This window comes from Terrimonas sp. (assembly GCF_003075435.1).
Lineage (GTDB): Bacteria > Bacteroidota > Bacteroidia > Chitinophagales > Chitinophagaceae > Agriterribacter.
The window spans coordinates 147417-171916 of sequence record NZ_QCZJ01000004.1 but is presented as its reverse complement, the minus strand read 5'-3'; the positions used below and the strand labels follow the sequence as shown (position 1 = coordinate 171916).

21 protein-coding genes are annotated in these 24500 nt (G+C 39.9%); 9 read left to right on the top strand and 12 right to left on the bottom strand.

Translation table 11 applies throughout. The annotated features are described in order from the left end of the window. The first annotated feature begins 20 nt into the window (after positions 1 to 20). From nhaA to DC498_RS06700, 6 genes are all read left to right on the top strand, one after another. Positions 21 to 1187 (top strand): Na+/H+ antiporter NhaA, encoded by a 1167-nt coding sequence (gene nhaA / locus DC498_RS06725; RefSeq protein WP_116873379.1) that lies wholly within the window; start codon positions 21 to 23, stop codon positions 1185 to 1187. A 133-nt stretch (positions 1188 to 1320) separates the two neighbouring features. After that, the gene (locus tag DC498_RS06720; protein ID WP_116873378.1) at positions 1321 to 1839 is read left to right on the top strand and encodes a DinB family protein; all 519 of its coding nucleotides are present in this window, start codon (positions 1321 to 1323) and stop codon (positions 1837 to 1839) included. 395 nt (positions 1840 to 2234) lie between these two features. Next, complete coding sequence (locus DC498_RS06715) at positions 2235 to 3119, top strand: UbiA family prenyltransferase (RefSeq protein WP_240627901.1); 885 nt, start codon at positions 2235 to 2237, stop codon at positions 3117 to 3119. After that, positions 3112 to 4206: a type III polyketide synthase gene (locus tag DC498_RS06710; protein WP_116873377.1), complete on the top strand. Its 1095-nt coding sequence runs from the start codon at positions 3112 to 3114 to the stop codon at positions 4204 to 4206. Before DC498_RS06715 ends, DC498_RS06710 begins: the two co-directional genes overlap by 8 nt. 32 nt (positions 4207 to 4238) lie before the next feature. Further along, complete coding sequence (locus tag DC498_RS06705) at positions 4239 to 4940, top strand: methyltransferase domain-containing protein (protein ID WP_116873376.1); 702 nt, start codon at positions 4239 to 4241, stop codon at positions 4938 to 4940. Then, positions 4937 to 6076 carry an NAD(P)/FAD-dependent oxidoreductase gene (locus DC498_RS06700; RefSeq protein ID WP_116873375.1) on the top strand — a complete coding sequence of 380 codons (1140 nt, stop codon included), beginning with the start codon at positions 4937 to 4939 and terminating at the stop codon, positions 6074 to 6076. Before DC498_RS06705 ends, DC498_RS06700 begins: the two co-directional genes overlap by 4 nt. Before the next feature lie 29 nt (positions 6077 to 6105). Here the strand turns inward: DC498_RS06700 and DC498_RS06695 are convergent, their stop codons facing one another. From DC498_RS06695 to DC498_RS06650, 11 genes are all read right to left on the bottom strand, one after another. Further along, positions 6106 to 6744 carry a 3-keto-disaccharide hydrolase gene (locus tag DC498_RS06695; RefSeq protein WP_116873374.1) on the bottom strand — a complete coding sequence of 213 codons (639 nt, stop codon included), beginning with the start codon at positions 6742 to 6744 and terminating at the stop codon, positions 6106 to 6108. Positions 6745 to 6838: 94 nt separating this feature from the next. Beyond that, the gene (locus DC498_RS06690; RefSeq protein WP_116873373.1) at positions 6839 to 7507 is read right to left on the bottom strand and encodes a GYF domain-containing protein; all 669 of its coding nucleotides are present in this window, start codon (positions 7505 to 7507) and stop codon (positions 6839 to 6841) included. Positions 7508 to 7826: 319 nt separating this feature from the next. Beyond that, positions 7827 to 8399 (bottom strand): hypothetical protein, encoded by a 573-nt coding sequence (locus DC498_RS06685; RefSeq protein ID WP_133176778.1) that lies wholly within the window; start codon positions 8397 to 8399, stop codon positions 7827 to 7829. 120 nt (positions 8400 to 8519) lie between these two features. Then, positions 8520 to 10247, bottom strand: a complete 1728-nt coding sequence (locus tag DC498_RS06680; protein ID WP_116873371.1) for a sodium:solute symporter — start codon at positions 10245 to 10247, stop codon at positions 8520 to 8522. A 126-nt stretch (positions 10248 to 10373) separates the two neighbouring features. After that, entirely contained in the window at positions 10374 to 10535 is a 162-nt protein-coding gene (locus DC498_RS26110) for a hypothetical protein (protein ID WP_165813775.1), read from the bottom strand. After that, positions 10513 to 13068, bottom strand: a complete 2556-nt coding sequence (locus tag DC498_RS06675; RefSeq protein ID WP_116873370.1) for a PIG-L family deacetylase — start codon at positions 13066 to 13068, stop codon at positions 10513 to 10515. Before DC498_RS06675 ends, DC498_RS26110 begins: the two co-directional genes overlap by 23 nt. 193 nt (positions 13069 to 13261) lie before the next feature. Then, positions 13262 to 13915: a carbonic anhydrase gene (locus DC498_RS06670; protein ID WP_240627900.1), complete on the bottom strand. Its 654-nt coding sequence runs from the start codon at positions 13913 to 13915 to the stop codon at positions 13262 to 13264. Positions 13916 to 13933: 18 nt separating this feature from the next. Next, positions 13934 to 14656 (bottom strand): YebC/PmpR family DNA-binding transcriptional regulator, encoded by a 723-nt coding sequence (locus DC498_RS06665; protein WP_116873368.1) that lies wholly within the window; start codon positions 14654 to 14656, stop codon positions 13934 to 13936. A gap of 316 nt (positions 14657 to 14972) precedes the next feature. Then, complete coding sequence (cysM, locus tag DC498_RS06660; RefSeq protein WP_116873367.1) at positions 14973 to 15845, bottom strand: cysteine synthase CysM; 873 nt, start codon at positions 15843 to 15845, stop codon at positions 14973 to 14975. 3 nt (positions 15846 to 15848) lie between these two features. Further along, a complete protein-coding gene (epsC, locus tag DC498_RS06655; RefSeq protein ID WP_116873366.1) occupies positions 15849 to 16664 on the bottom strand; it encodes a serine O-acetyltransferase EpsC in 816 nt (271 codons plus the stop codon). Positions 16665 to 16867: 203 nt separating this feature from the next. Then, positions 16868 to 17509, bottom strand: coding sequence for a superoxide dismutase family protein (locus DC498_RS06650; RefSeq protein ID WP_240627897.1), 642 nt, complete (start codon positions 17507 to 17509; stop codon positions 16868 to 16870). Positions 17510 to 17778: 269 nt separating this feature from the next. Here DC498_RS06650 and sucC point away from each other — a divergent pair, with 269 nt between their 5' ends. Together sucC and DC498_RS06640 are read left to right on the top strand one after the other, a co-directional pair. Beyond that, positions 17779 to 18993 (top strand): ADP-forming succinate--CoA ligase subunit beta, encoded by a 1215-nt coding sequence (gene sucC / locus DC498_RS06645; RefSeq protein WP_116873365.1) that lies wholly within the window; start codon positions 17779 to 17781, stop codon positions 18991 to 18993. Positions 18994 to 19005: 12 nt separating this feature from the next. Next, positions 19006 to 19902, top strand: a complete 897-nt coding sequence (locus DC498_RS06640) for an alpha/beta hydrolase (protein WP_116873364.1) — start codon at positions 19006 to 19008, stop codon at positions 19900 to 19902. A gap of 766 nt (positions 19903 to 20668) precedes the next feature. Here DC498_RS06640 and clpB read toward each other — a convergent pair. After that, entirely contained in the window at positions 20669 to 23320 is a 2652-nt protein-coding gene (clpB, locus tag DC498_RS06630) for an ATP-dependent chaperone ClpB (protein WP_116873362.1), read from the bottom strand. A gap of 82 nt (positions 23321 to 23402) precedes the next feature. Between clpB and DC498_RS06625 the strand changes: the two genes are divergently transcribed. Next, the gene (locus DC498_RS06625) at positions 23403 to 24452 is read left to right on the top strand and encodes a serine hydrolase domain-containing protein (RefSeq protein ID WP_116873361.1); all 1050 of its coding nucleotides are present in this window, start codon (positions 23403 to 23405) and stop codon (positions 24450 to 24452) included. Positions 24453 to 24500 lie beyond the last annotated feature (48 nt).

Here is a 24500-nt window from a genome sequence, read left to right as displayed (position 1 = left end):
GTCAACTGTACATTTATCGCATGGCAAAAAATCTTATAACCAGGATATTGATCAATCCCTGGCAACGGGTTATTAATGACAGCAGGTCTGTTGGCATAATATTATTTGCGGGCAGTGCTGTTTCAATGGTATTAGCCAATACTGATATCAGCGATGCCTACCTTGGCTTCTGGAACCAGGCATTTCATTTACCCGGATACTTACACCTCCCCCACGCTTTACTGCACTGGATAAACGATGGGCTGATGGCGGTTTTCTTCTTTTTAGTTGGTATGGAAATCAAAAGAGAACTGCTGGCAGGAGAGCTGTCATCTGTAAAAAAATCTTTACTGCCCATATTTGCCGCCGTAGGCGGAATGATAGCGCCGGCAGTAATTTACCTGCTGTTCAACAAAGCAACCAATTATGAGCATGGATGGGGCATACCAATGGCAACAGATATTGCCTTTTCGTTGGGAGTAGCTTCAATGCTGGGTAAGAAAATGCCATCCGCACTGAAAATATTTTTGATGGCGCTGGCTATTATTGACGACCTGGGCGCTATTCTTGTTATTGCCTTTTTTTATGGCAGCGCCGTGCAATGGATATATTTACTTACAGGCATTGCTATTACCATAGTCTTAATTTCATTGCCCAAACTGAAAATATCTTTTGGCTGGTGGAATTATGTATTGGGGATTTTACTTTGGTATTGCATGTACAACTCAGGCGTTCATGCAACTATAGCCGGAGTGATATTCGCGTTTACCATTCCGCTATCACAACTTGAGAAAATGCAGCATTCCCTGCATGTGCCGGTAAATTTCATTATACTCCCCATATTCGCTATAGCAAATACCGCAATAGTCATTCCTGATAATATAACGCATGCATTTACCAGCACGCTCAGTTATGGTATTATTTTAGGGTTAATGCTCGGCAAGCCCCTGGGAATAGTATTAGCCTGCAGAATGCTGGTGCGGTTAAAATGGGGGGAACTTCCTGCAGGAGTAAACTGGCGGCAACTTACCGGCGTAGGTATATTGGCAGGTATTGGCTTTACCATGTCTATTTTTATAGCAATGCTTGCATTTAATGAGCCTGCAATACAGGATATGGCGAAAGTAGGTGTGTTGGCAGGATCGGTTTTATCAATGGTAATAGGCTATGTGTGGTTACGGTTTACTTCTGCAGAAAAACAAAGTTAAACAGAGCGCTTTGTGGAACTTTGTGTCTTCTTTGTGTACCTCTGTGAAATAACCAGGCTCTTACACCTAGATTATTCGTGGTAATCAGTGTTGGTGAATCTCCGTTTTGCGCAGAATAAATGTAATTTTACTTATGAACAATTCATTACCGGAAGTCTGGCTTCGCGGCCCAATAGCAGGTATTCCAGCTTTGCTGCAACCCACAGCGCATGCATTATTACAGGCGAGAGAAGAGATCAATTATTTCATGAATGATTTTCCCAACAATATGCTTTGGGAAAAACCAGCAGGTGTTGCTTCGCCCGGGTTTCACCTGCGGCACCTGGCTGGCGTGCTTGACAGGCTGTTTACTTATGCAAAAGCAGAAACTTTAGCTGAGCCACAATTACAGTATTTAAAGCAGGAAGAAATACCATCTGACATCAGTACAAAAGAACTTGTTGAATATTTCAATAAACAGGTTGATAAAGCCATTGCCCAACTCTCCGTTACCGATGAAAATACATTAACAGAAATCCGCGGCGTTGGGCGGAAGCAAATTCCCTCTACTGTATCAGGATTGCTTTTTCATGCCGCGGAACATACGCAGCGCCATACAGGGCAATTAATGGTAACAGTAAATATCCTGAAAGCGCAATATGCCGCTAATTAAAAGCAGCGTTTTACCCGGGAACATCGTATTCATTGTCATATATACGTGAAGAAAAAATCGCGCTCTTTGAGCAGATGTTAAAAGAGAAAAATGGATTAATTGAAATTTTTCAAAAATTATTAGAGAAAAATAAACTGTACTACTGTTTAATTAAATAACGACTTAGCACTGGTCTGGCTCTGCTGCTTGCCTAACGTTACCGAACCAGCACCAGCTTACCGCTGTATGCATTGCATAGGGATATCGCAGGCCCGCTGAGCGCAATTTTCCTTTGTGGACCTTTGCGTAAATCTTTGTGCAACTTTGCGGTAAAAAATAAACAAATCCGGAATATCACCTAAAATCTTACCTTACAATACCTGATTTTTCAGCCGTCTATCTTATTATATCCATATATGCCTGCTACATCAAATACATTTATTCAGCTTTCAACCATACAGTTGCTGAGATTTCACTTCTCCCTGTTTCTTATGCCTGTATACTGGTTTGCCCTGAGCCAACTGGTTGAAATAAATGTGATGCATACCATCGCTATATTTATCATCCTGCATATACTGGTTTACCCTGCAAGCAACGGATACAATAGTTATATGGACAGGGATACCGGAAGCATTGGTGGCATTGAAAAGCCGCTGAAACCCACCAGGCAATTATTCCACACAACTATATTGCTCGACAGTGTAGCCATTATCACTTCTTTTTTTATCAGTATATATTTTGGCATAGGAATAACTGCTTATATACTGGCATCAAAAGCATATAGCTACCGGGGTATACGGCTAAAAAAATATCCCTTTACAGCATACCTGACTGTTATTATATTTCAGGGCGCAGTAACGTTTTGGCTGGTATACCACGGCTGCAGTGCTGGCAAAACCTTATCCGCTCCCGTTACCCCAATGATCGTAGCCAGCCTCCTGATCGGAGGATTTTATCCGTTAACACAAATTTACCAGCATGAGGCAGATATTAAAGACAACGTAAAAACCCTCAGCTATGCACTCGGTTACAAAGGTACTTTTTTGTATTGTGGCATTGTATACACATCGGCGTTTTTACTATTGTCCTTTTATTTCTTTTATAGCTTACAAACCACTGCTTTCTATATTTTCAGCATCTGTATGTCGCCGGTAATAATTTATTTTTTTATATGGGCGATAAAAGTTTGGCACAATAATTCAAATGCTAACTATAAAAATACCATGCGCATGAATATCATCGCATCTATATGTACCAATATAGCTTTCATCATCATTTTTTTAAACCATTACTTTGAGTAAAATCATTCATATAGGCACTGCAGTGCCCGCTTACAAACATCAGCAGGAAGATATTTTGCAGTTTATGCAACGTGTATACGCGAATAATGCAGCAGATCAGCGAAAAATGAAATTCCTGTATCATCAAAGCGGTATACAAAAAAGATATTCGGTAATAGCAGATTACAGCAAGCCTGTGGTAGACTGGAAATTTTATCCTCAGAGTGAGAACCTGGAACCATTCCCTTCCCTGGAACAACGCATGGCTTTGTATAACAGGCATGCCGCGCCGCTTTCTGTTGATGCAATACGGAATTGTATAGCAGGCAAAATACCTGCTGATCAGGTTACACATCTGATAACCGTAAGCTGCACGGGCATGAGTGCACCGGGGCTTGATCTGCAGATTGTTGATTTACTGGATTTGCCATCTACCACATTCCGTACATCTGTAAACTTTATGGGATGCTATGCCGCCATACATGCATTAAAAATCGCGGATGCTTTTTGTAAGAATGACCCGGCCGCCAAAGTGCTGATCGTTTGCACAGAGCTGTGCACTTTGCATTTTCAAAAAGAAGCGACTGTTGATAATATTACTTCAAGCATGTTATTTGCAGATGGCTCTGCCGCAGCGCTTGTTACACATAACGACCATGCGCTACCCGGCTTTGAAATTGAAAATTTTTATGCTGAGATTATTCCCCGCGGTAAAAGAGATATGGCATGGGAACTTTCGTCTTCAGGTTTCCAGATGACGTTAAGCGGCTATATTCCTGATCTAATTGAAGAAGATTTTGATCAGCTTGTACATAAAGCGCTTCAATGCTGTGCTGTGCATAAAAATGATATAGCCGGCTGGTGCATCCATCCCGGTGGAAAGCGCATACTCGAAGCCGTTAGCAACAGCCTGCAGATTGATAACAGCAGCTTAGGCGATAGTTATAATGTACTGGAGAATTTCGGCAACATGTCTTCTCCAACCATACTATTTGTATTAAAGGAAATGATGAAAAACAATCTTTCCAAAACAAACAAAAGAATATTTGGCGCAGCATTTGGCCCGGGTTTGACGATGGAAACATTTATTGGCAAAATGATTGGCTAAGTATTAATATCCCATATTATTGTATTAATTCCATGTTCTTCCCCTATCGCTCATACCAAAAAGAATTGCTGGATAATGACGATATTCCGTTTGAGGATATCAAGCAGAATATGCAGGAACTGAACTTCATCAATACCTGGCTAGGCGGACATAGTATTACAATAGCAGGCTTACAAAAAATACTTTGCTCAGAGGAAAGCAAAAATAAAATATATAATGTCTGTGAGATTGGTTGCGGTGGTGGAGATAATCTTATTGCCCTGGATAGATGGGCGAAGAAAAAAGGATATACGCTAACTTTAACCGGTATCGACAAAAAGAAAGAATGCATTGATTTTGCAAAAGAAAAAATAAACGGTCCCGCATACCAATGGATACACAGCAGTTATGAAACAGCCGATCTCGGCAGCATTAAACCAGACATTATTTTCTCTTCCCTGTTTTGTCATCATTTTACTGATGCGGAGCTTATATTGATGATGCGCTGGATGCACAATAACAGCGCAAAAGGTTTTTTTATCAATGATCTTCACCGTCATTTTTTAGCTTTTTTTTCCATAAAAGGTTTAACAAAATTATTTTCAAAGAGTTATCTTGTAAAGCACGACGCCCCTTTGTCCGTTGCCAGAGGGTTTACTAAAAAAGATTGGGTGCGCATTATGCAACAATCGGGTATACAACATTACTCAATTGAATGGAAATGGGCTTTCAGGTGGCTCATAACAGTAAAATGACAACACAACAGACATATGATGTCGCCATAGTTGGTGGTGGGTTAGCCGGGCTATGCCTGTCCATCCAGCTTTCCAGGCAGGGTCATAAAGTAATTGTGTTTGAAAAAAACAAATATCCATTTCATAAAGTATGTGGTGAATACATCAGTTTTGAGTGCTGGAACTTTCTGGAAGAACTGGGCGTGCCTTTAAGTGATTGGGATCTGCCTCATATTATGCAGCTTACTGTTTCTTCACCTTCCGGCAGAACCATTGAACACAGGTTGCCACTCGGAGGCTTTGGTATCAGTCGCTATAAGCTTGATGCATATCTTGCAAACCTGAGCAGAAGCATCGGTACGGAAATAATAGAAGAAACAAAAATTGATAATATCTGGTTCAATAACTCCAGTTTTCATGTGCAGTATGACAATGAAATGTACAAGGCAAAACAGGTTTGCGGAACCTTTGGCAAGCGAAGCAATCTTGATATAAAAATGAAAAGAGGCTTTGTACAGAAAAAGCCGAATAAACTCAATAACTATATAGGCGTTAAATATCACATTAAAACAAACTTTCCTTCAAACCGCATAGCACTGCATAATTTCGATGACGGTTACTGCGGCATTTCTAAAATAGAAGATGATAAATACTGCCTTTGCTATCTCACAACTGCTAAAAATCTGAAACGCTGTAATAATTCAATACCGGAACTGGAAGAAAAGATACTTCGTAAAAATCCACATCTTAATAAAATATTTTCAGAAGCAGAATTTTTATACAATTTACCTGAAACCATAGCGCAGATCAGTTTTGATAAAAAAACACAGCTTGAACATCATATGCTCATGATCGGCGATGCAGCCGGTATGATTGCCCCGCTTTGCGGCAACGGCATGAGCATGGCTATGCATGGGAGCAAAATAGCTTTTGAACAAATACATCCTTTTTTACAGGGAAAAATAAGCAGGAATGAAATGGAAAAAGCTTACCAGGATAAATGGAATGAACATTTCAAAACCCGGCTTACAACAGGGCGTTTAATCCAGGGTATGTTTGGAAAGAGATGGATAACCAATTCATTCATTAATGCGCTGAACCCATTTCCTAATATGGTGGAAAAGCTTATCAGGCAAACACATGGAGAACCATTTTAACAACAATGCCCGAATAAAACTTTTGAGGATTATAACTCCTCAATAAAAATATCCCTGTAATAAACCTCAACTTTTCCTCCTCCGTGAATCTGCAAACCTATCAAACCCGACTGAGGTATGGTTTTATCTGGTTCTGTATAATCAGCTGTTTTATGGCCGTTCAGGAAAATAGTAATATGGCCATTATCTGATCGTACCTCGTAATCATTCCAGTCGTTGCGCTTTAAAATCCTTTTTAAAAGCACGGTATCCATAGGCGTTAGTGTTTTGTTCCTTCTTGATTCATCGTATAAGCTTCCCCAGTAGCCATCGCCTAAATCAGCCTGGTAACCTTTCATTTCGTTAGGAGGATTGGTTAACCTTATACTATGAAACTGTACGCCGGTATTAACAAACCCCTCTTTGCCAATCAGTTTAAATTTCAGCTTTAAATTAAAATTGGAGAACTTTTTCGTGGTAACTAAAAAATCATTTTCAGGAACAACCTTGTCAAAATATCCTCCCACAATGCTGCCCTCCTGTATACGCCAGGTTTTTGCAGTATCACCCTCCCATCCATCAAAGTTGTATCCGTTAAATAGCTTAACTGCTTTTTTCTGAGCAGAAATATTAACAGAAAAAAATGCAAGTAATATGATGCAACCGCTGATATGTTTAAGATAATACATAAAAAAACATTGAGTGTTCTTTCAAAGATAGAAAGTATACTCAATGAAATGCATAATAATTTAACCGTTCGTTCCTAAAAAAGAGTGCTTATTATCAGTAGGGGGAGGTAACTAATAGATACACTATTGCGAGCAGGGAAACAGCTCCTATTATCAATACCGCCCATTCAAGCTTATTATCCGTAATATGCTGACCTTTCAATATATGGATTGCCCCGTTTTCAGAAGAATAACCCATGTTTCCTTCATCCTGTGTGCTCCTGTGCTCAGGCAAAACAATATAACTCTTATTGATTGCAGGAGCAACATTCTGCAAATCCCCTGCAGTGCTTGTAGCAACAGGTTCTTCGTTTGCAGCATCCCTTACCTGCACATGAACAATATTTTTGGAGGTATTTGATTTGATGGTGCGTATCCGCGTATTATCAATTGAAGGCTTCAATGCTACAACATGCCGTATATATTTCTCTGAAATTTCCAGTGAATCATAATCATAAACATTATCTGACCCTGTTTTCGCAAGTGCAGGCGCACTTGAAATATTAACCACTTTCTGTGCAGGGTTATCTATTATAGCATCATTAAAATTTTCCGCAGAAGAAGTGTAAGCAACAAGCTCTTTAATTTCAGCAGGATACCTCCAGGCGCTGCTTTTTCTTTCTATCCATACAAGATCAAATGGTTTCAGCCCCATTTGCTGCAATTCCTCAAGGGAATAGGGACCTGTTTGCTTGTTGTTCCGCAATAACAAATACGCTTTCATGAATGTTGTAGTTTATGATCTAAAGCTTAATGGGCATATTTCAGAGGAAATGGATGATCCAAAGCATTAATCCGGATTACAGACATTCGTAGGAAAGGATTTACGGGTCAAGTAGAAGTTGTGTGCGGGTTGCACAAAGTTATCAGAGTATTTCAAAAAAAAGAACAGTTTACCATGATTTTCGATAAACTGTTCTCTAAGTTATTACATAAAATTGAGCATTTAATAATATCAGCTCAGTTTTTAGTATATTTTATAATTTAAACTGATCAACAGGCAATGAATAAAAACCATAAATCAGCAATATCCGCAGTATGATTTATTTGCGGATTGTAAAGCCTGAGCCCGAAGACTGGTCCTTCTTTTTGATTTTGACACTTATCACGGTTGTAAACTGTTGATGATCAGCAATTATCTCAGCAGTATCCAACTTTTGCTTTTCCCCTATAAGATTATAATTTATAATCTCTGGCGCATTACCGGCCTCTTTTGGTGTGTTAAAATCTGAGCCTGCCGACACACTCATGCTGCCTCCATACCTGTTTGCATTATCAGCGGCTACAAGGTACTCGTAACCTTCAGGAATATCTGAAGTGAAAGCATCAGGCTCGTTGATATATGATATATTCATCTTTTTATAATCCAGGTTAATATTATACTCCCTGAAATACCTGATTTGTTTCTCCTTAGCATTGTTCACAAGTGATGCATATGTAAGCTCAGCTTTGGGAGCATATTGCCTTAACTCCTGTAATTCTGATGGATACTTCCAGGTAATGCTTTCGTCTTTTATCCAGATCAAATCAAATTTTTCAAGGCGCATTTGCTTTAAGCAATCAACAGAGTAGGGTCCCGACTCAACATTGTTTCTTAATAATAGATACATTTTCATGATTACAGATTTTAGTGAATTCCATTTCTTAAACCGTAAGTGAAATTACTCATGAAACTGACATAAGAAACATGTAATCGGCCAGTGAAGGTTATTTTTCGACCAAAAAAATATGTGGTATTATATACTAAAACGCGAATTATCTTTTGAAAAAAAACTAACCTGAAGTATCCATCCAAAAAATACTACCGCTAATGCGCCTATTGCGTTCAGCCACAAAAAACCCAGATCAATTACCTTATTTTCATTTAAGATAAATAATGTTACAACCAATATTTCGCCGGCAATAGCACCCCAGAAAACAGCATTACTTTTTATTTTCTTTCCATAAAAAGCCACGAGAAACACACCAAGTATAACACCATAAAAAAGCGAACCTAAAATATTAACCGCTTCAATCAGGCTGTTACCAATATTATAAGCAAACTGCGCCACTATTATACAGAATATGCCCCACGCTATGGTATATTTCCTCGACACACTATAGTCTTTTGCTTCATCCATATCTTTATTGATGAATTTTTTATGAATGTCAACTATAGTGCTTGATGACAAAGAATTCAGCGCGGCCGCAATACTTCCCCATGAAGAAATAAATATTACCGCGATCAATAATCCTATTAACCCTTTGGGTAAATAGTCTAAAACAAACCTAAGGAAGATATAGTTGGTATCATTAGAGTCGCCGCCTACTTCGGGCTTACTGATAATAGTTGTTACGGCTTTGCGTAAACTATCTCTTTGCCTGTTCACCATCATCAACTCTGCTTTTATTCCGGAATCGTCCGCGTTTTCTGCAACCATTGTACGGGCAAGCTGTGTTTTTTTCGCTTCAAGTAAATCATATTGCTGTCGTATCTGCTGTAAACTGTCTTTATATATTGTTTTATCTATTTTAGATACCTGTGCTTCATTAAAAAATAACGGAGCATTGTTGAACTGGTAAAAAGCAAAAATTAAAACGCCCAATAACAATATAAAAAACTGCATCGGCACTTTTACCAAACCATTCATCAGTAAGCCAAGCCTGCTTTCTTTTATTGATTTAGCGGTTAGATATCTTCCTACCTGGCTTTGATCTGTTCCAAAATAAGATAATGCGAGAAAAAAGCCACCAATAATACCGCTTAGTAAATTGTACCTGTCGCGCCAGTCAAATCCGTTGCCCTTTTCAAAACCGGTTGTAATAACATTTGTTCTTCCTTCTGCGCCGCTAACTTTTAATGCGTCCAGAAAGCTTATACCCTCAGGCATATATTTTACTACAAGATAACCGGCAATAAAAAGGCTTATGAATATGATGATGATCTGTAACTGTTGTGTATATGCAACTGACCTGGCGCCGCCCATTGCGGTATAAATAATCAATAAGCCGCCCATAAAAATATTCGTCCAGTAAATATTCCAGCCAAGCAGGGAAGATAAAATAATTGACGGAGCGTATATACTTATACCTGTTGATAAACCACGTTGAAGCAAAAATAGAAAAGAGGTGAGCGTTCTTGTTTTTACATCAAACCGCTTTTCAAGAAATTCATAAGCGGTATATAAACGGGTTTTGTGAAAAATGGGAACAAAAGTTATGCAAAGCACGATCATCGCCAGGGGCAAACCAAAGTAATATTGCACAAAGCGCATTCCATCAGTATATGCCTGGCCCGGTGCTGAAAGAAAAGTTATAGCGCTTGCCTGTGTTCCCATTATACTAAACAAAACAATATACCAGGGCATTTCCCGGTTGCTCAGGAAATAGCCATCAAGGTTTTTTGTTGTACGGCTTTTATATAATCCGTAAAAAATAATTCCGGCAAGGGTTATGATCAGTACCGTCCAGTCGAAATAGCTCATGCGAAATATTTAGTAAAGTAGATGAAGAAAATGATCTGCAATACAAGTGCTATTATAACAGCGGCATACCAACTACTCCAGTTTTTAAAAAAAGGAGGACGCTCATCTGGCTGCATATCGTTAGTTTTATTTAAATGATTTGCGCAGTAAAAACGCAACTATTATTCCCATTAAAATACCTATACCAATTTTTTTAAACACCAGGGTTACCAATACCCCAAGGGCTACGCCTATTATAATCCCCACGCCTGAGCTTTTATTTATATCATCTTTTTTTTGCTGTGCCATTTGCGTTCTTAAGATTTGGGTTTGCTATAATGTTTGCAAAAAGTCTGTATGCACCACCAACCCCTGAGGGTAATTGCCTGAAAAAAACCAATCCGGTATATATAAACCGGCCCTTGCCATAATCAGTGGCAATAAGGCTTCCTGCCTGTTCTTCTTCGCCTGGATCTTTCATGCTGAAAATGGTCTTGTATTCTTTGGAAAGATCATCTGCAAAATAAATCCCTCTTTCCTGTATCCATCCGGCAAAATCTTTCTGTGTTATTTTGTTTGGCCAATTGAGCAATGTATTACCGGGATCAATAAAATGTACAGTGGCTTTTTCATCGGTTACCCTTCCACGTGATATTGCAAAAGGATATGGGCCCATCTGAGCTTTAACCGGTCCAATATAATTACTGGTATTATATTGTACAACCAGGTTTCCGCCATCTTCTACATATTTCATCAGCTTATCATAAACATTGTTAAGCCAGTCATGCACATTATAGGCTCTTACGCCTGCAATGATAGCATCATACTGTTTCAGGTCTGCCGTTACTATTTCTTTCTCACCTAAAAAACTTACCTCGTATCCCATATCCTGTAATGCTTCCGGAATTTTATCACCGGCGCCGGTAATGTACCCTATTTTTTTCCCGGCAGTTATTATTTCTTCATCAATTACTTTCACCCTATTAAGATAGAAGTAAGTAATTGAAGGTATATGCGGGTACTCAATCTTTCTTAATGTATAGCTCTGATAAGGATATTTATATGGCGCTTTCAGGTCAGTATAAAAAAGCAGTTCTCTCTCTTTTGTTTTCTTTAGTATATCTGCCGTATTAAGTGTATAATTATTGGTATTGTTTTTTTGAATAGACAATGATGAATCCATGTATACCTGGTGCTGCACTCTCTTCTCCCCGCTATATTCATATTGATAATACCTGGCGTCCGCTTTTTGTATATTAGTAAATGATGTTACACTCAGCCTTATGGGAGAAACAGGATTACTATTAAGTTTCGTAAAAACAAACCGGGGCGCTTCCATTAATGATAAGGCGGGAACAACATAAACAGGCTGGTATATCTCGCCATTAACAGGATCTGTGTATTTATATTGTACCGGTTTTGAAAAAACAAAAAACTGGTTGTCAATTTCTACAGATAAAGCAATACTGTAAGCCGGTTCATTTTCAGGTCTTCCTATAAGCTTCTGATCATCTACTACAAAATGCGCATCATTTAATCCCTTTTCAAGCCAGTAGGGTTGCGAATAATCAGCATTTACCGGCACGAAAATATTTTTGGTATAGCTGATCAATTGGTTTTCGGGCAAGGGACCAGGCAGGTTATAATTAAACGGCCGAATGGAATTTCCCGAAATTTTTATATTACTCCTGTTAATAACGTTTAAGGTTATGCGAAGTGAATCGCCTGCAACAGCATATGGCGTATTGGTAACCGCTTCAAAATAAAGGCCGGCGCAAGCTTCTATTAATGCTGCTATTTCCTGTAGTTTTTTTCTTTTTTGTAAAGGAGATAATATTTCTTCTCCACTTCCCATAATCAACTGGTATAGCTGCACCAAACCATGCACAGCCTTTTCAGGATGTTCATATGAAAAGTTGCTGATCAGGCTATCCAGCAAACCAGACGCTTTTATATAAACCGCGGATGTTATCTTCCCATTTTTTGCCCATGTTGTAACAACATTATCCATCAGGTTTGCTGTTGCCGTATCGCCGGCAGTAAATGAAAAATATTCCCAGGCTTCACCTCTTTGCGCAGGCACACCAAAGCCCTGGCTTTTATGCTGACTCCGGCTTTCAGCGGCTATTTCCCCATAACTCTTGCCAAGCAGCGTATTGAAGCCGCCTACATTTATTTTAAGCTGGTTTTCGCTTTGCGTATTTTGTCCTCCAAAATTGAAAGTATTCCAGAATATGCGTTTGGTTTTCCAGGCTGTAACACCATCTTTTAATTGCTCAGGAAATTTAGCCGGGTCGGCTGCTGCTGTAAAAGCCTCCTGCGCTAAAACCGCAGATGCGGAATGATGCCCATGCCCTGCACGACTATCAGGCGGAAAACGTGTGATGATGACATCCGGTTGAAAGTTTCTTATTACCCACACCACATCACTTAAAATAAGTTGCTTATTCCATTTTTCCAGTGCTTCTTCTGTATGTTTAGAAAAACCAAAATCATAAGCCCTGCTGAAAAACTGCTCCGCACCATCCATTCTTCTTGCTGCCAATAATTCCTGTGTGCGGATCAATCCAAGCTCAATGCCCTGCTCATCTCCTATCAGGTTTTGCCCTCCATCCCCTCTTGTTAAGCTAAGATAACCGGTACGGTATAATTTTTCATTTGCGAGATAAGCCAGTAATCTTGTATTCTCATCATCAGGATGGGCCGCTATATACAACACATTACCTGTTACTTTTAGCTTTTTTAACCGCAGCAGTATATCTGCGCTGTTCAATGTAGCAGGATTTTGCGCATAAATTATAAATGAAAAAATAGAGAAAAGAAGGGTAAAGCTTTTTTTCATGTAGTTTACCTTTGTTTATGCAGTTAATATTTAATAAAAGCCACCCAATATAGCATATTATATACTGCTATACGCTTTAAGGGAGCATTTAACTTTGGCATTTTACTTTTCCGGCAGATGAAGGCACACACGACCGGTAGTGAAAAATAAAAATATAGCACCGGAAATAAGAAACCTCAGCGTAGTTATAACTTTATTTTAACTCCCATTTTGTATCAGTAAGATTGTATATCTCCTGTATATCGTGGAGGATCTTTTCAAAATCAAGTTTCAAATCTTTCAGCAAGCCGGTTTTTAAATCAAAAACCCACCCATATACTTTTGGATAACCATGCCCGGCATATTCCTGCTGCACACTGGCAAGTTTAATTACATTGATGCATTGTTCCTGAACATTAAGTTCTACCAGCCGGTTATAACGTTCATGTTCGTCTTTAATAGCATTCAGTTCGTCTTTATGCAGCCGGTATACATCACGGATATTTCTGAGCCAGGGATTAAGTATGCCTAAATCTTTAGGTTGCATTGCTGCCTTTACCCCTCCGCAATTATAATGGCCGCAAACCACGATGTGCTTAACTTTTAAATATCTTACAGCATAATTAATAACAGCCATTACATTCAAATCAATTGAGCACACCAGGTTGGCTACATTACGATGCACAAACACTTCACCCGGTTCAAGCCCCATAATTTCATTAGCAGGAACGCGGCTATCACTACAACCTATATATAAGTAATCAGGCGTTTGATCCTGTGATAACTTTTCCAGGAAATTGGCATCCGTTGAAACTTTTGATGCCACCCATTGCCTGTTATTCTCAAAAATCTGTTCGTAAGATACCATCAGGTTGTGCTTGTTATATTACTGTAAGTTATGGAAAACTTTCTGTACATCTTCATCCTGCTCCAGTTTGTCAATAAGTTTAAGCACATCCTGTGCCTGTTCTTCCTGCAACTGAACGGTAGTTGTCGGTATCCATTCCAGTTCCGAGCTTATAGGAGTAATATTTTTTTCTTCAAGTGCTTTTTGCATATTCCCAAAGTCAGTGAAGCCGCAACGAACCACCAATACTTCTTCGCCATTTTCACCTGTGCCTTCTCCTAATTCTTCAAGTCCATAATCAATCAATTCCAGCTCAAGATCTTCTGCATTTAAACCTTCTGGCTTTAACTTAAATACCCCCATTTTTTTAAACTGAAAAGCAACGCTTCCGCTATTGCCCAATGCGCCACCGCCTTTATTAAAATGGCTTTTTACATTTGCCACTGTTCTAACATGATTATCCGTTGCTGTTTCTACAAGCACAGCCACGCCATGCGGAGCATATCCTTCATATAAAATCTCATCATAGCTTTCCATTTCCTTGCCCTGCGCTCTTTTAATAGCAGCTTCTACCCTGTCTTTGGGCATGTTCACGCTTTTAGCGTTTTGAAAACAGCGGCGCAATGCAGGATTAGTATTCGGGTCGGGACCACCGGCCTTTACAGCAATAGCGATTTCTTTACCAATACGTGTAAATTGTTTTGCCATTCTGTCCCAGCGGGCAAACATGGTTGACTTACGTACTTCAAAAATTCTTCCCATTATTCAAAAATTAAATTCAGGTTATCAGTTCGGGGAGGCAAATGTAATGAATTTGAAAATGGAGCAATTTGAAAATTTGAAAATGCCCTTCACTCCCAGCCCCTCTACATCCCGAAGTTTCGGGAGCGAGGGGTGCTTAAATTCAAATCAGGTTGACCAATTTCGTGAGGGAAGGTTGAAAATCTAAAAGCGTGACGAATATTTAAACGCTTTGCATGGTTTTGCTTTGTAGCTGATGTGGTAGTTAATATAGTTTGGAGTTATTCTATAGCACCGTTCCTCTCCATTGTAAGAAGAGAGAAAGAGAGTGAGGACCTTACCCAAACAAATCACTGCTCAGATATCTGTCGCCCCTGTCGCAGGCAATAAATACAATTATACCCGATTTAATTTCTTCACTCAATTTTAATGCAGCATATGCAGCGCCACCACTGCTCATTCCGGCAAATACACCTTCTTCCTTCGCTAACCTGCGGGTATAAGTAACTGCATCAGCCTGCGAAACATCAATTACCCTGTCTACTCTTTCGGGCTCAAATATTTTAGGAACATATTCTTTCGGCCATCTTCTTATACCGGGTATGGAGGATTCCTCTGTAGGCTGACAACCTACTATCTGCACCTGTGGATTTTTTTCTTTCAGAAAACGGGAGCATCCCATAATAGTGCCCGTTGTGCCCATCGAGCTCACAAAATGTGTAATCTTCCCTTCGGTATCTTTCCAGATTTCAGGCCCTGTAGTTTTATAATGAGCCAGGTAATTATCCGGGTTTGAGAACTGGTTCAGTAAAAAAGCTTCTCCTTTGGCAGCCTTTGCTTCTGCATAATCGCGGCATGCTTCAATACTTTCCAGCAAAGTAACCTTAGCACCAAATGCTTCCATCGTTAACACACGCTCACGGGTAGACGAAGCAGGCATTACCAGCTCTGCTTTTATATTAAAAAGGCTTGCGGCCAGTGCAATAGCAATGCCTGTATTACCGCTTGTAGCTTCCACCAGGCTGGTATTGCTGTTGATGTCCCCGCGTTCGATCGCAGCTTTTATCATATTAAAAGCCGGGCGGTCTTTTACACTGCCCCCGGGATTATTTCCTTCCAGCTTTACAAATATTTTTACACCGGGATTTGTATTCAGCTTTTGCAGTTCCACCATTGGTGTATTACCAATCATATCAGCTATCAACGCCATAATCTAATAGCTTTTTAATTTTCTTTCTTCAATTATTATTTCTGAATTATGATATACCAGCGACCCGGGCTTTACACTGCCAGTGAGCCAGACATTGCCACCGATGATGCTGTTTCTTCCTATAACAGTATTACCGCCCAACACAGTTGCGTTGGAGTAAATGATCACATTATCTTCAATGGTAGGATGTCTTTTAGTGGAAGCCATACTCTTGTCAACGCTCAATGCACCAAGCGTTACGCCCTGGTATAGTTTAACATGGCTACCAATAATAGCCGTTTCTCCAATAACGATGCCGGTACCATGATCAACATAAAAATGCTCACCAATTACAGCCCCGGGGTGAATATCAATACCCGTTTTGGAATGGGCGTGCTCAGTAAGTATTCTTGGTAAAAGTGGTATATCAAGCAGCAGCAGCAAATGCGCAATCCTGTAGAAGCATAAAGCATAAAATCCAGGGTATGCGCGTATGATCTCAAATTCGCTTTTTGCAGCAGGATCACCATTAAGAATAGCAGACACATCCGTATTTAAAATTCTGTACAGCTCAGGTACTGCTTTAAAAAAATCTGCAGCCACTTTATCTATATCGCAATTACAGCATGCTTTGGTAGCCCGCAGCATTACAGCAAGTTCACTTTGTAATACTTTAAATGTAGCTTCTATCTCTTGTGTACCTTTTTTATTGTTGTCTGATAATTCCGGGTATAAAAGACAAATAAGGCGTGATGCCCAATCCGAGATTACACTGTTTGGCGGAACATCTTCCAGCATCTGCTGTTTGTCAAAAATCTGCTGCGCTAGTTCTTTATTCATGTGTGTGTTCAGCCCGGCACAAACCAGCTATTAGTTTTGGCCTTGCCAGATTTAATGTGCAAAGTAAATAATTAAACCGGATGTAAATGCAACCTGGCAAAATTCACTTTTTTATAACGGGTATACACCTGTTGGGGGATATGATATAATTAAAAAAGCTGCCATAAAAATGACAGCTCTTTGATAAATGCCTGAGTTAATAATTATTGTATTACGCCACAACCAATTCTTGAACCTGCATTACCGGTTGGCTGAGTGGTATAATCATCTACCCCGCCATGCACAATTATAGCCTTACCAAGAATATTCTTATCAGGAGTTCCACCCAAAGACCATAAATCTGTTTCCATAGTCAAGGTGCCTTTTCCTTTGGCATCTAATTTCACATTGCCAATATCACCTAAATGAAAACTGGCACTACCCCATTTGCCATGCTGTGCATTGGTTGGATTCCAGTGACCGTGAGTAGCTTTTCCATTATCTCCGCAATCACCATGTTCATGAATATGAACCGCAACGCTTTTGCCAGCTTTAGAGGGCACTTCTATTTCCAATTCCATTTTTACTTTACCATTATCCAATGCATCAAATTTTGCTTTACCATTTACTACAGTATCTGTATAAGTTGCGGCTATTATTACTTCAGCCTGCTTTACCAACGGAACAGTTGCAGGAACGCTGTCTGTGGCTGCGGCATGATCATGCGCCGGCATATTTTGAGTACTGTCTACAGTAGCTTCAGCAGATTCAGAGCTTGAACCTCCACCACAGGAAAAAAAGAAAATACTTGCAGGCAAAACGATTGTACTAAAAAGCACAGATCTGCCATTTACGCTTAATTTCATGATTGTAATTTTTAATATAGAAATGTTGAATGGTAGCAAAACTACAAAAACCTTACCCAGAATATAAAAACTTGTTTTTGGAGTTAAGCGAATGATGATAAACATTAATTGAGGAAATTTATCACCACATCGGGGACTGATTGAAAATAAACAGAAAATCATATTTGTGCTCCGTGTGCCATTCTTTCGTACCCCAATTAAAATGTACCTTATTCCCGATTTTTCTATTCGCTCATTCTACGTTATTTTCGCGGAAATTTTTTTGAACCATGAACTTGCATGAATACCAGGCTAAAGAGCTACTCAAGAAATTCAACGTTCCTGTACAAGACGGTATACCTGTAGATACTGCCGAAAAAGCTGAAGAAGCTTACAAACAGTTGAAAGTACAATATGGTAACAGTTTCGCTGTGGTGAAAGCCCAGATACATGCAGGCGGACGCGGTAAAGGAAAAATACAGGGAACAGAACAGCGTGGTGTTGCCGTTGGTAAAAGCGCCGAAGACATTAAAACCATCGCCGGCAATATCATCGGCGGAACGCTGGTAACAATACAAACCGGCCCCGCTGGTAAGCTGGTTAGTAAAGTATTGGTTGCCCAGGATGTATACTATCCCGGGCCCAATCCTGTAAAGGAATTTTATCTTTCTATTCTGCTTGATCGCGGCAAAGGACAAAATGTGATCATGTACAGCACTGAAGGTGGTATGGATATTGAGCAGGTTGCACATGATACTCCTGATAAAATATTTAAAGAATGGGTGCATCCTGCCGGCGGATTACTTGGCTTTCAGGCAAGAAAGATCGCTTTCAATTTAGGATTAAGTGGTGAAGCATTTAAAAATTGCGTGAGGTTTGTTACCAATCTCTATAAAGCATATGTTGAGCTGGATTGCAGTATGCTTGAAATTAACCCGCTGTTTAAAACCAGTGACGATAAAATAATCGCAGTTGACTGTAAGATGAATCTTGATGATAATGCTTTGATGCGTCATACAGATCTTGAAGCGTTACGCGATGTTAGTGAAGAAGATCCTACTGAAGTGGAAGCGCATAAATACAATCTTAACTTTATTAAGCTTGATGGAAACGTAGGTTGTATGGTGAATGGCGCAGGATTGGCTATGGCTACTATGGATATGATCAAATTAAGCGGTGGTGAACCGGCTAACTTCCTTGATGTGGGAGGTACAGCTAATGCTCAAACTGTGGAGGCCGGCTTCCGTATTATTCTGAAAGACCCTAAAGTAAAAGCGATACTGATCAACATTTTTGGCGGCATTGTTCGTTGCGATCGTGTAGCCCAGGGTGTTATTGATGCTTATAATTCTATTGGCGATATTAAAGTACCTATCATTGTTCGTTTGCAGGGTACTAACGCCGAGGAAGCTAAAAAACTAATAGAAGAAAGCGGCCTGAAAGTGCAATCCGCTATCTTATTGAGCGAAGCTGCATCTTTGGTAAACAAAGCAGTTAGCGCATAAATAATTATCCCGATGAAACAGAAAGGTGAAGGAATGATTTTCTTTCACCTTTTTTATTGCTGTATATTTAATGTTATGATGATTTACCGGTTTAATACTGTATTTTTTGTTGCACTGAATGCATTGGCATTTTGTTCCTGCAAAAAAGTGAATGAACAAAACGATCAGCTCTATTCAAGGCATTTACAGCGGCAGGTGAAGCTTACCATCATTAATACACCTGTTCCGGATGATAAGTCGAAACTGAACCTTATCATTTTTAATGATGGACAATTGCTTGATGATATCGGCATGAAGGAAATAGTAGCGGATTTATATGCGGCTAAAAAAATTACTCCTGTTGTAATTGTAGGTGTACATGCCGGTAACCGCCTGCAGGAGTATGGTATTTCTGACTATGCCAGGTCCGGGGGAGCAGGAAGCAAAGCAGACCATTATGCCTGTTTTATTGATAATGAGCTGTATGCTTATGCTAAGAAAAATGCCGGGGTGAGAAAGTTTAACACGGTTACCATAGCGGGCTTTGGCGCAGGCGCTTTATCTGCACTTGATATTGCCTGGGATAATGCGGATAAAATTTCGAAAGCGGGTATATTTTCCGGCGCATTTTCAAGAAAAGAAAGCAAAGCCGACACCTCTGCTAACGGAGAAATGTATGAAAAGATAAAAGCTTCAAGAAAAAGACCCAAAACACAATATTGGTTTTATGCAGGTAAAAACGGGGCTGCCGAAATTAAAAGTGATGATGCAACTGATATAGAAGCTAACACAAATGCATTGATACAATTACTCGGTAATAAAAGTTTTATAAATACTGCTGATATTGCTTATCAAAAAGCAAACACCAATAATATTGAAGCCTGGAAAACCGTTATGCCTGATTTTTTGGAATGGGCGCTGATAAAATAATGCCTGACCAAACCTGAACAGCAACAGACCGGTTATCGGCATCCATTGCTATTTGCATATGCATCACGTTGCAATGGATTCCTCCTGCGTTATAATAACATCATTATGGATGAATTGAAAATCAGGTTTCCTGCGTTGCGCCGTGTGTATAATGATTTAGCATTACAACAAATACTTTTTATAGAATAGCACACGGAATACACTGATGATACTGATAAACACCAATACATTCCGTAAATATCCGCCATATCCGTTTTATCTGTGTTCCATTCTGTGTATTGGGGATGCCCGAAGTTATTTTTAAATAACCCCTGATATATTTCCTACCACGAATTCCGGTGTTCGCATCGGCGAAACAGGATTTGCTACACAAAGCGCCGCAAAGCATACACAAAGTTACACAGAGCGTTTTATTATGCTTTGTGGCGCTTTGTGTAGCCTTCGTGTACCTCCGTGAAATAACCAGTGAATAATGCAACAGGTAAGCCGGGAACTTATAAGCTGTAACCGGCATCCTGCCGCATAGCGGCCAACTGTTTGTAGAAAGAAAGCAAATGTCATCTTTATATTTTTCCTGAATCAGGTTTGGTACTCGGAATGACAAGCAGCGGCACTGTGTTCAGCATTGGGGCATTTGTTTAGCATTTGTACTATAGCTCAACATAGTAGTTCAGCTTGTCATTCCGACGCAGGAGGAATCTGCGCTCGCAACAGGAAATAAAAAAAGGCCCGGATTGCCGAACCTTTCATTTTATATTCAAAACTATTAAGAAACCGTTTTCTTCTTTTTATCACTCTTCACTTCCTTCTTCTCCTTAGGTTGTTCATTCCTGAATACAACCGTATTATCAAACACATCCACCAGCACAGGGCTTGATTTATCTATATCACCTGCAAGTATTCTTTTACTTAACTGGTTAATGATCTCCTTTTGAATAAGCCTTTTTAAAGGTCTTGCACCAAACTGCGGATCGTAACCATTATCTGCAAGATAATCTATAGCATAATCTGTAAACTCAAGCTCAATGCCATTCACTGCAAGCAAATCTTTAAGCTGATTCAATTGTATATTAATGATGCCGCGTATTTCTTTCTTCATCAAAGGCTGGAACATGATCACATCATCAATACGGTTCAAAAACTCAGGACGAATGGTTTGCTTCAGCATATTCATCACTTCAACTTTTGTCCGCTCAACCACTTCTTCTTTATTGGCTTCTGTAACATTTTCAAAATTGTCCTGTATCACCTGGCTTCCCATATTGCTGGTCATGATGATAATAGTGTTTTTGAAATTCACTACCCTGCCTTTATTATCCGTCAAACGACCGTCGTCCAATACCTGCAACAGAATATTGAATACATCAGGATGCGCTTTTTCAATTTCATCCAGCAGTACTACGCTATAGGGTTTGCGTCTGACCGCTTCCGTTAGCTGACCACCCTCATCATAACCTACATACCCCGGAGGCGCACCTACCAAACGGCTTACAGAATGTTTTTCCTGGTATTCACTCATATCAATACGTGTCATCATGTTCTCATCATCAAACAGGTAACCTGCTAATGCTTTGGCAAGCTCTGTTTTACCAACACCTGTAGTGCCGAGAAATATAAACGAACCTATTGGCTTTTTAGGATCATTCAACCCGGCCCTGCTTCTGCGTATCGCGTCAGCCACCGCCTCAATCGCTTCGTCCTGCCCTACCACACGTTTGTGCAGTTCATCTTCCAGATTCAATAATTTTTCCTTCTCGCTTTGCAGCATTTTTGTTACCGGTATGCCGGTAGATTTAGCTACGGCATACGCAATATCTTCTGCGTCTACTTCTTCTTTTAATAATCTTTTTTCAGGTGCTACTTCATTCAGTTCCGCAGTAAATTTATTAATGTTTTGCTCCGCTTCTTTTACTTTACCATAGCGTATTTCAGCCACGCGGCCATAGTCGCCGTTGCGTTCGGCCTTTTCGGCTTCCAACTTTAAAGCTTCTATATCTGCCTTACCTGCCTGTATTTTTTCAACCAGTTCTTTTTCCTGTTGCCATTTGGCTTTGAGCGTATCTCTTTCCACGCTTAATACAGAAATTTCTTTAGCCAGCTCTTTTAATTTTGGTTCATCATTTTCACGTTTGATGGCCTCCCGCTCAATTTCCAATTGGCGGATCTGTCTTTCCAACTGATCCAGTTCTTCCGGCATGGAATTCATTTCCAAACGAAGTCTTGCAGCGCTTTCGTCAATCAGGTCAATAGCTTTATCAGGCAGAAAACGATCGGCGATATAGCGGTTAGATAATTCAACCGCAGCTATGATCGCTTCATCTTTTATACGTACATGGTGATGCGTTTCGTAACGGTCTTTAATACCACGCAAAATTGAAATTGCATCTTCTACACTTGGTTCGTCAATCAGCACTTTCTGAAACCTTCTTTCCAGTGCTTTATCCTTTTCAAAATATTTTTGATATTCATTTAAAGTAGTGGCACCAATGGCTCTTAATTCACCACGGGCTAAAGCGGGTTTCAGAATGTTGGCAGCATCCATAGCGCCTTCGCCGCCACCGGCTCCAACAAGTGTATGTATTTCATCAATAAATAAAATAACCTCGCCCTCGCTTTTTGCTACTTCATTTACCACCCCTTTCAAACGCTCTTCAAACTCGCCTTTATATTTAGCGCCTGCAATCAACTGTCCCATATCCAGCGCATATATGGTTTTGCTTTTCAAATTTTCAGGAACGTCGCCATTTACAATACGCATAGCCAATCCTTCTGCTATGGCGGTTTTACCCACTCCGGGCTCACCCACCAGCATAGGGTTGTTTTTATTGCGGCGCGAAAGTATATGTAATGTCCTGCGTATCTCTTCGTCGCGGCCAATTACAGGATCAAGTTTGCCCTGCCTTGCCATTTCATTCAGGTTTTTGGCATATTTACTCAACACATTAAACTGCGTTTCCTGCGTTTGAGAATTTATAGTTGAACCTTTACGAAGATCTTTGATGGCAGCGACCAGTCCTTTTTCAGTCAGCCCCGCATCCTTTAATAACTTAGCGGTATTATCACTGCCCTGTAAAACAGCGAGCAACAAATGCTCAACGCTTACAAATTCATCACCGAATGTTTTCAGTAATGAGCCGGCACGAAGAATGATATTATTAAAATCCCTGCTCACCGATTGGGCAGGTTCTCCTGACGAAACTTTGGGAAGTTTTGCAATGCTTTCATCCAGCTTTGATTCCACAAAATTCACATTCACATTATTCTTCTTCAACAAAAACTCTATGGGAGAATCATCATCGCTTAATAAAGACTTCAGCAAGTGCTCACTTTCAATGTTCGCATTGCGGTTATCGAAAGCTATCTGCTGTGCCTTGGCGATAGCTTCCTGCGCTTTGATAGTGAAATTATTCAGATTCATATTTTTAAGATTTCCTTTGTCTGTTTTAAAATAACTTTACTCATTACAGCAAAACACAATCCAAAGAAACACAGTAGAAAATATGTCATATAAATTTAGATCAATCTGCCTGAATTTCAGTATTTTATTAAGTTTTCTGCTATTATTACAGGCAGGCTTTTCCCAATCAAATTTTTCAACGATTGATGACTTTATTGAAAAGAACAAGAAAGCGCTTGGCGGCGAAGTGATTGCGCTGGTTTGGAAGGATGGCAAAGTAGTATACCGCAAAGAGACCAGCGAGGATTTTAACAGTAAAACGCCGGTCTGGATTGGTGCAAGCGGTCAGTGGCTTACAGCGGCGCTGGCAATGACCTATATAGAGGAAAACAAACTTACCCTTGATACCAGGGTAAACAAGCTGATACCTATCCTTGCAAAATACATGAAAGGATATATAACTTTAAAACAATCGCTTACCCATACAACCGGGCTGGAAGGTGAAAAAACAGGTATCGGAAAATTAGCGCCTAAAATGAAGTTTGAATCTTTGGAAGAGGAAATGGAGCATTTTGCTAAAAAGAAAGAAATTGTAACCAATCCCGGAACCGAATTTTACTATAGTAATGTAGGAATGGATATAGCAGGGCGTATGATGGAAGTGGTAAGTAAAAAAACATTTGACAGGATCATCGCTGAAAAAATTCTTCGTCCGTTAAAGATGAGGAATACTACTTTTTTCAATGATAATATGTCGGTAAACCCTTCCACAAGCGCACAAACAACTGCTAACGACTATATCAATTTCCTGGCGATGCTGCTGAATAACGGTACATTTGAAGGCAAAAAAATATTGAGTGATAAAGCCATTGAAGCATTAAGTACGCCGCAGTTTCCTGAACTACCGGTTAAGTATACCCCAAAAGGTACAGAAGGTTTGCATTATAGTTTTGGCGCCTGGCTGATGGAAGAAGACGGTGGCAAAGGAACGGTAATTGCAAGCCCATCGTTCGGCGGTACGTGGCCGTTTATTGATAAGAAAAATAACTATGCAGCTATATTACTTGTAAAGCCGGGTTCCGGCCCGGAAGGGAAAGAAATGTATACTAAATTTAAGGCTGTAGTTGATGAAGCTTTGGGTAATGGGCGATGAGCGATGGGATGTGGGAGATGAGCGATGCGCTGTGGGCCATTAAACCTA

Excerpts from the sequence above, each read along its gene's own strand:
- DC498_RS06700 (WP_116873375.1), top strand. The coding sequence starts at position 4,937 with ATGACAACACAACAGACATATGATGTCGCCATAGTTGGTGGTGGGTTA.
- DC498_RS06695 (WP_116873374.1), bottom strand. The coding sequence starts at position 6,744 with ATGTATTATCTTAAACATATCAGCGGTTGCATCATATTACTTGCATTT.
- DC498_RS06675 (WP_116873370.1), bottom strand. The coding sequence starts at position 13,068 with ATGAAAAAAAGCTTTACCCTTCTTTTCTCTATTTTTTCATTTATAATT.
- sucC (WP_116873365.1), top strand. The coding sequence starts at position 17,779 with ATGAACTTGCATGAATACCAGGCTAAAGAGCTACTCAAGAAATTCAAC.
- DC498_RS06625 (WP_116873361.1), top strand. The coding sequence starts at position 23,403 with ATGTCATATAAATTTAGATCAATCTGCCTGAATTTCAGTATTTTATTA.
- DC498_RS06720 (WP_116873378.1), top strand. The coding sequence starts at position 1,321 with ATGAACAATTCATTACCGGAAGTCTGGCTTCGCGGCCCAATAGCAGGT.
- DC498_RS06640 (WP_116873364.1), top strand. The coding sequence starts at position 19,006 with ATGAAACAGAAAGGTGAAGGAATGATTTTCTTTCACCTTTTTTATTGC.
- DC498_RS06680 (WP_116873371.1), bottom strand. The coding sequence starts at position 10,247 with ATGAGCTATTTCGACTGGACGGTACTGATCATAACCCTTGCCGGAATT.
- clpB (WP_116873362.1), bottom strand. The coding sequence starts at position 23,320 with ATGAATCTGAATAATTTCACTATCAAAGCGCAGGAAGCTATCGCCAAG.
- DC498_RS06670 (WP_240627900.1), bottom strand. The coding sequence starts at position 13,915 with ATGGTATCTTACGAACAGATTTTTGAGAATAACAGGCAATGGGTGGCA.
- nhaA (WP_116873379.1), top strand. The coding sequence starts at position 21 with ATGGCAAAAAATCTTATAACCAGGATATTGATCAATCCCTGGCAACGG.
- cysM (WP_116873367.1), bottom strand. The coding sequence starts at position 15,845 with ATGGCGTTGATAGCTGATATGATTGGTAATACACCAATGGTGGAACTG.
- DC498_RS06690 (WP_116873373.1), bottom strand. The coding sequence starts at position 7,507 with ATGAAAGCGTATTTGTTATTGCGGAACAACAAGCAAACAGGTCCCTAT.
- DC498_RS06685 (WP_133176778.1), bottom strand. The coding sequence starts at position 8,399 with ATGAAAATGTATCTATTATTAAGAAACAATGTTGAGTCGGGACCCTAC.
- DC498_RS06705 (WP_116873376.1), top strand. The coding sequence starts at position 4,239 with ATGTTCTTCCCCTATCGCTCATACCAAAAAGAATTGCTGGATAATGAC.
- epsC (WP_116873366.1), bottom strand. The coding sequence starts at position 16,664 with ATGAATAAAGAACTAGCGCAGCAGATTTTTGACAAACAGCAGATGCTG.
- DC498_RS06665 (WP_116873368.1), bottom strand. The coding sequence starts at position 14,656 with ATGGGAAGAATTTTTGAAGTACGTAAGTCAACCATGTTTGCCCGCTGG.
- DC498_RS06650 (WP_240627897.1), bottom strand. The coding sequence starts at position 17,509 with ATGAAATTAAGCGTAAATGGCAGATCTGTGCTTTTTAGTACAATCGTT.
- DC498_RS06715 (WP_240627901.1), top strand. The coding sequence starts at position 2,235 with ATGCCTGCTACATCAAATACATTTATTCAGCTTTCAACCATACAGTTG.
- DC498_RS26110 (WP_165813775.1), bottom strand. The coding sequence starts at position 10,535 with ATGGCACAGCAAAAAAAAGATGATATAAATAAAAGCTCAGGCGTGGGG.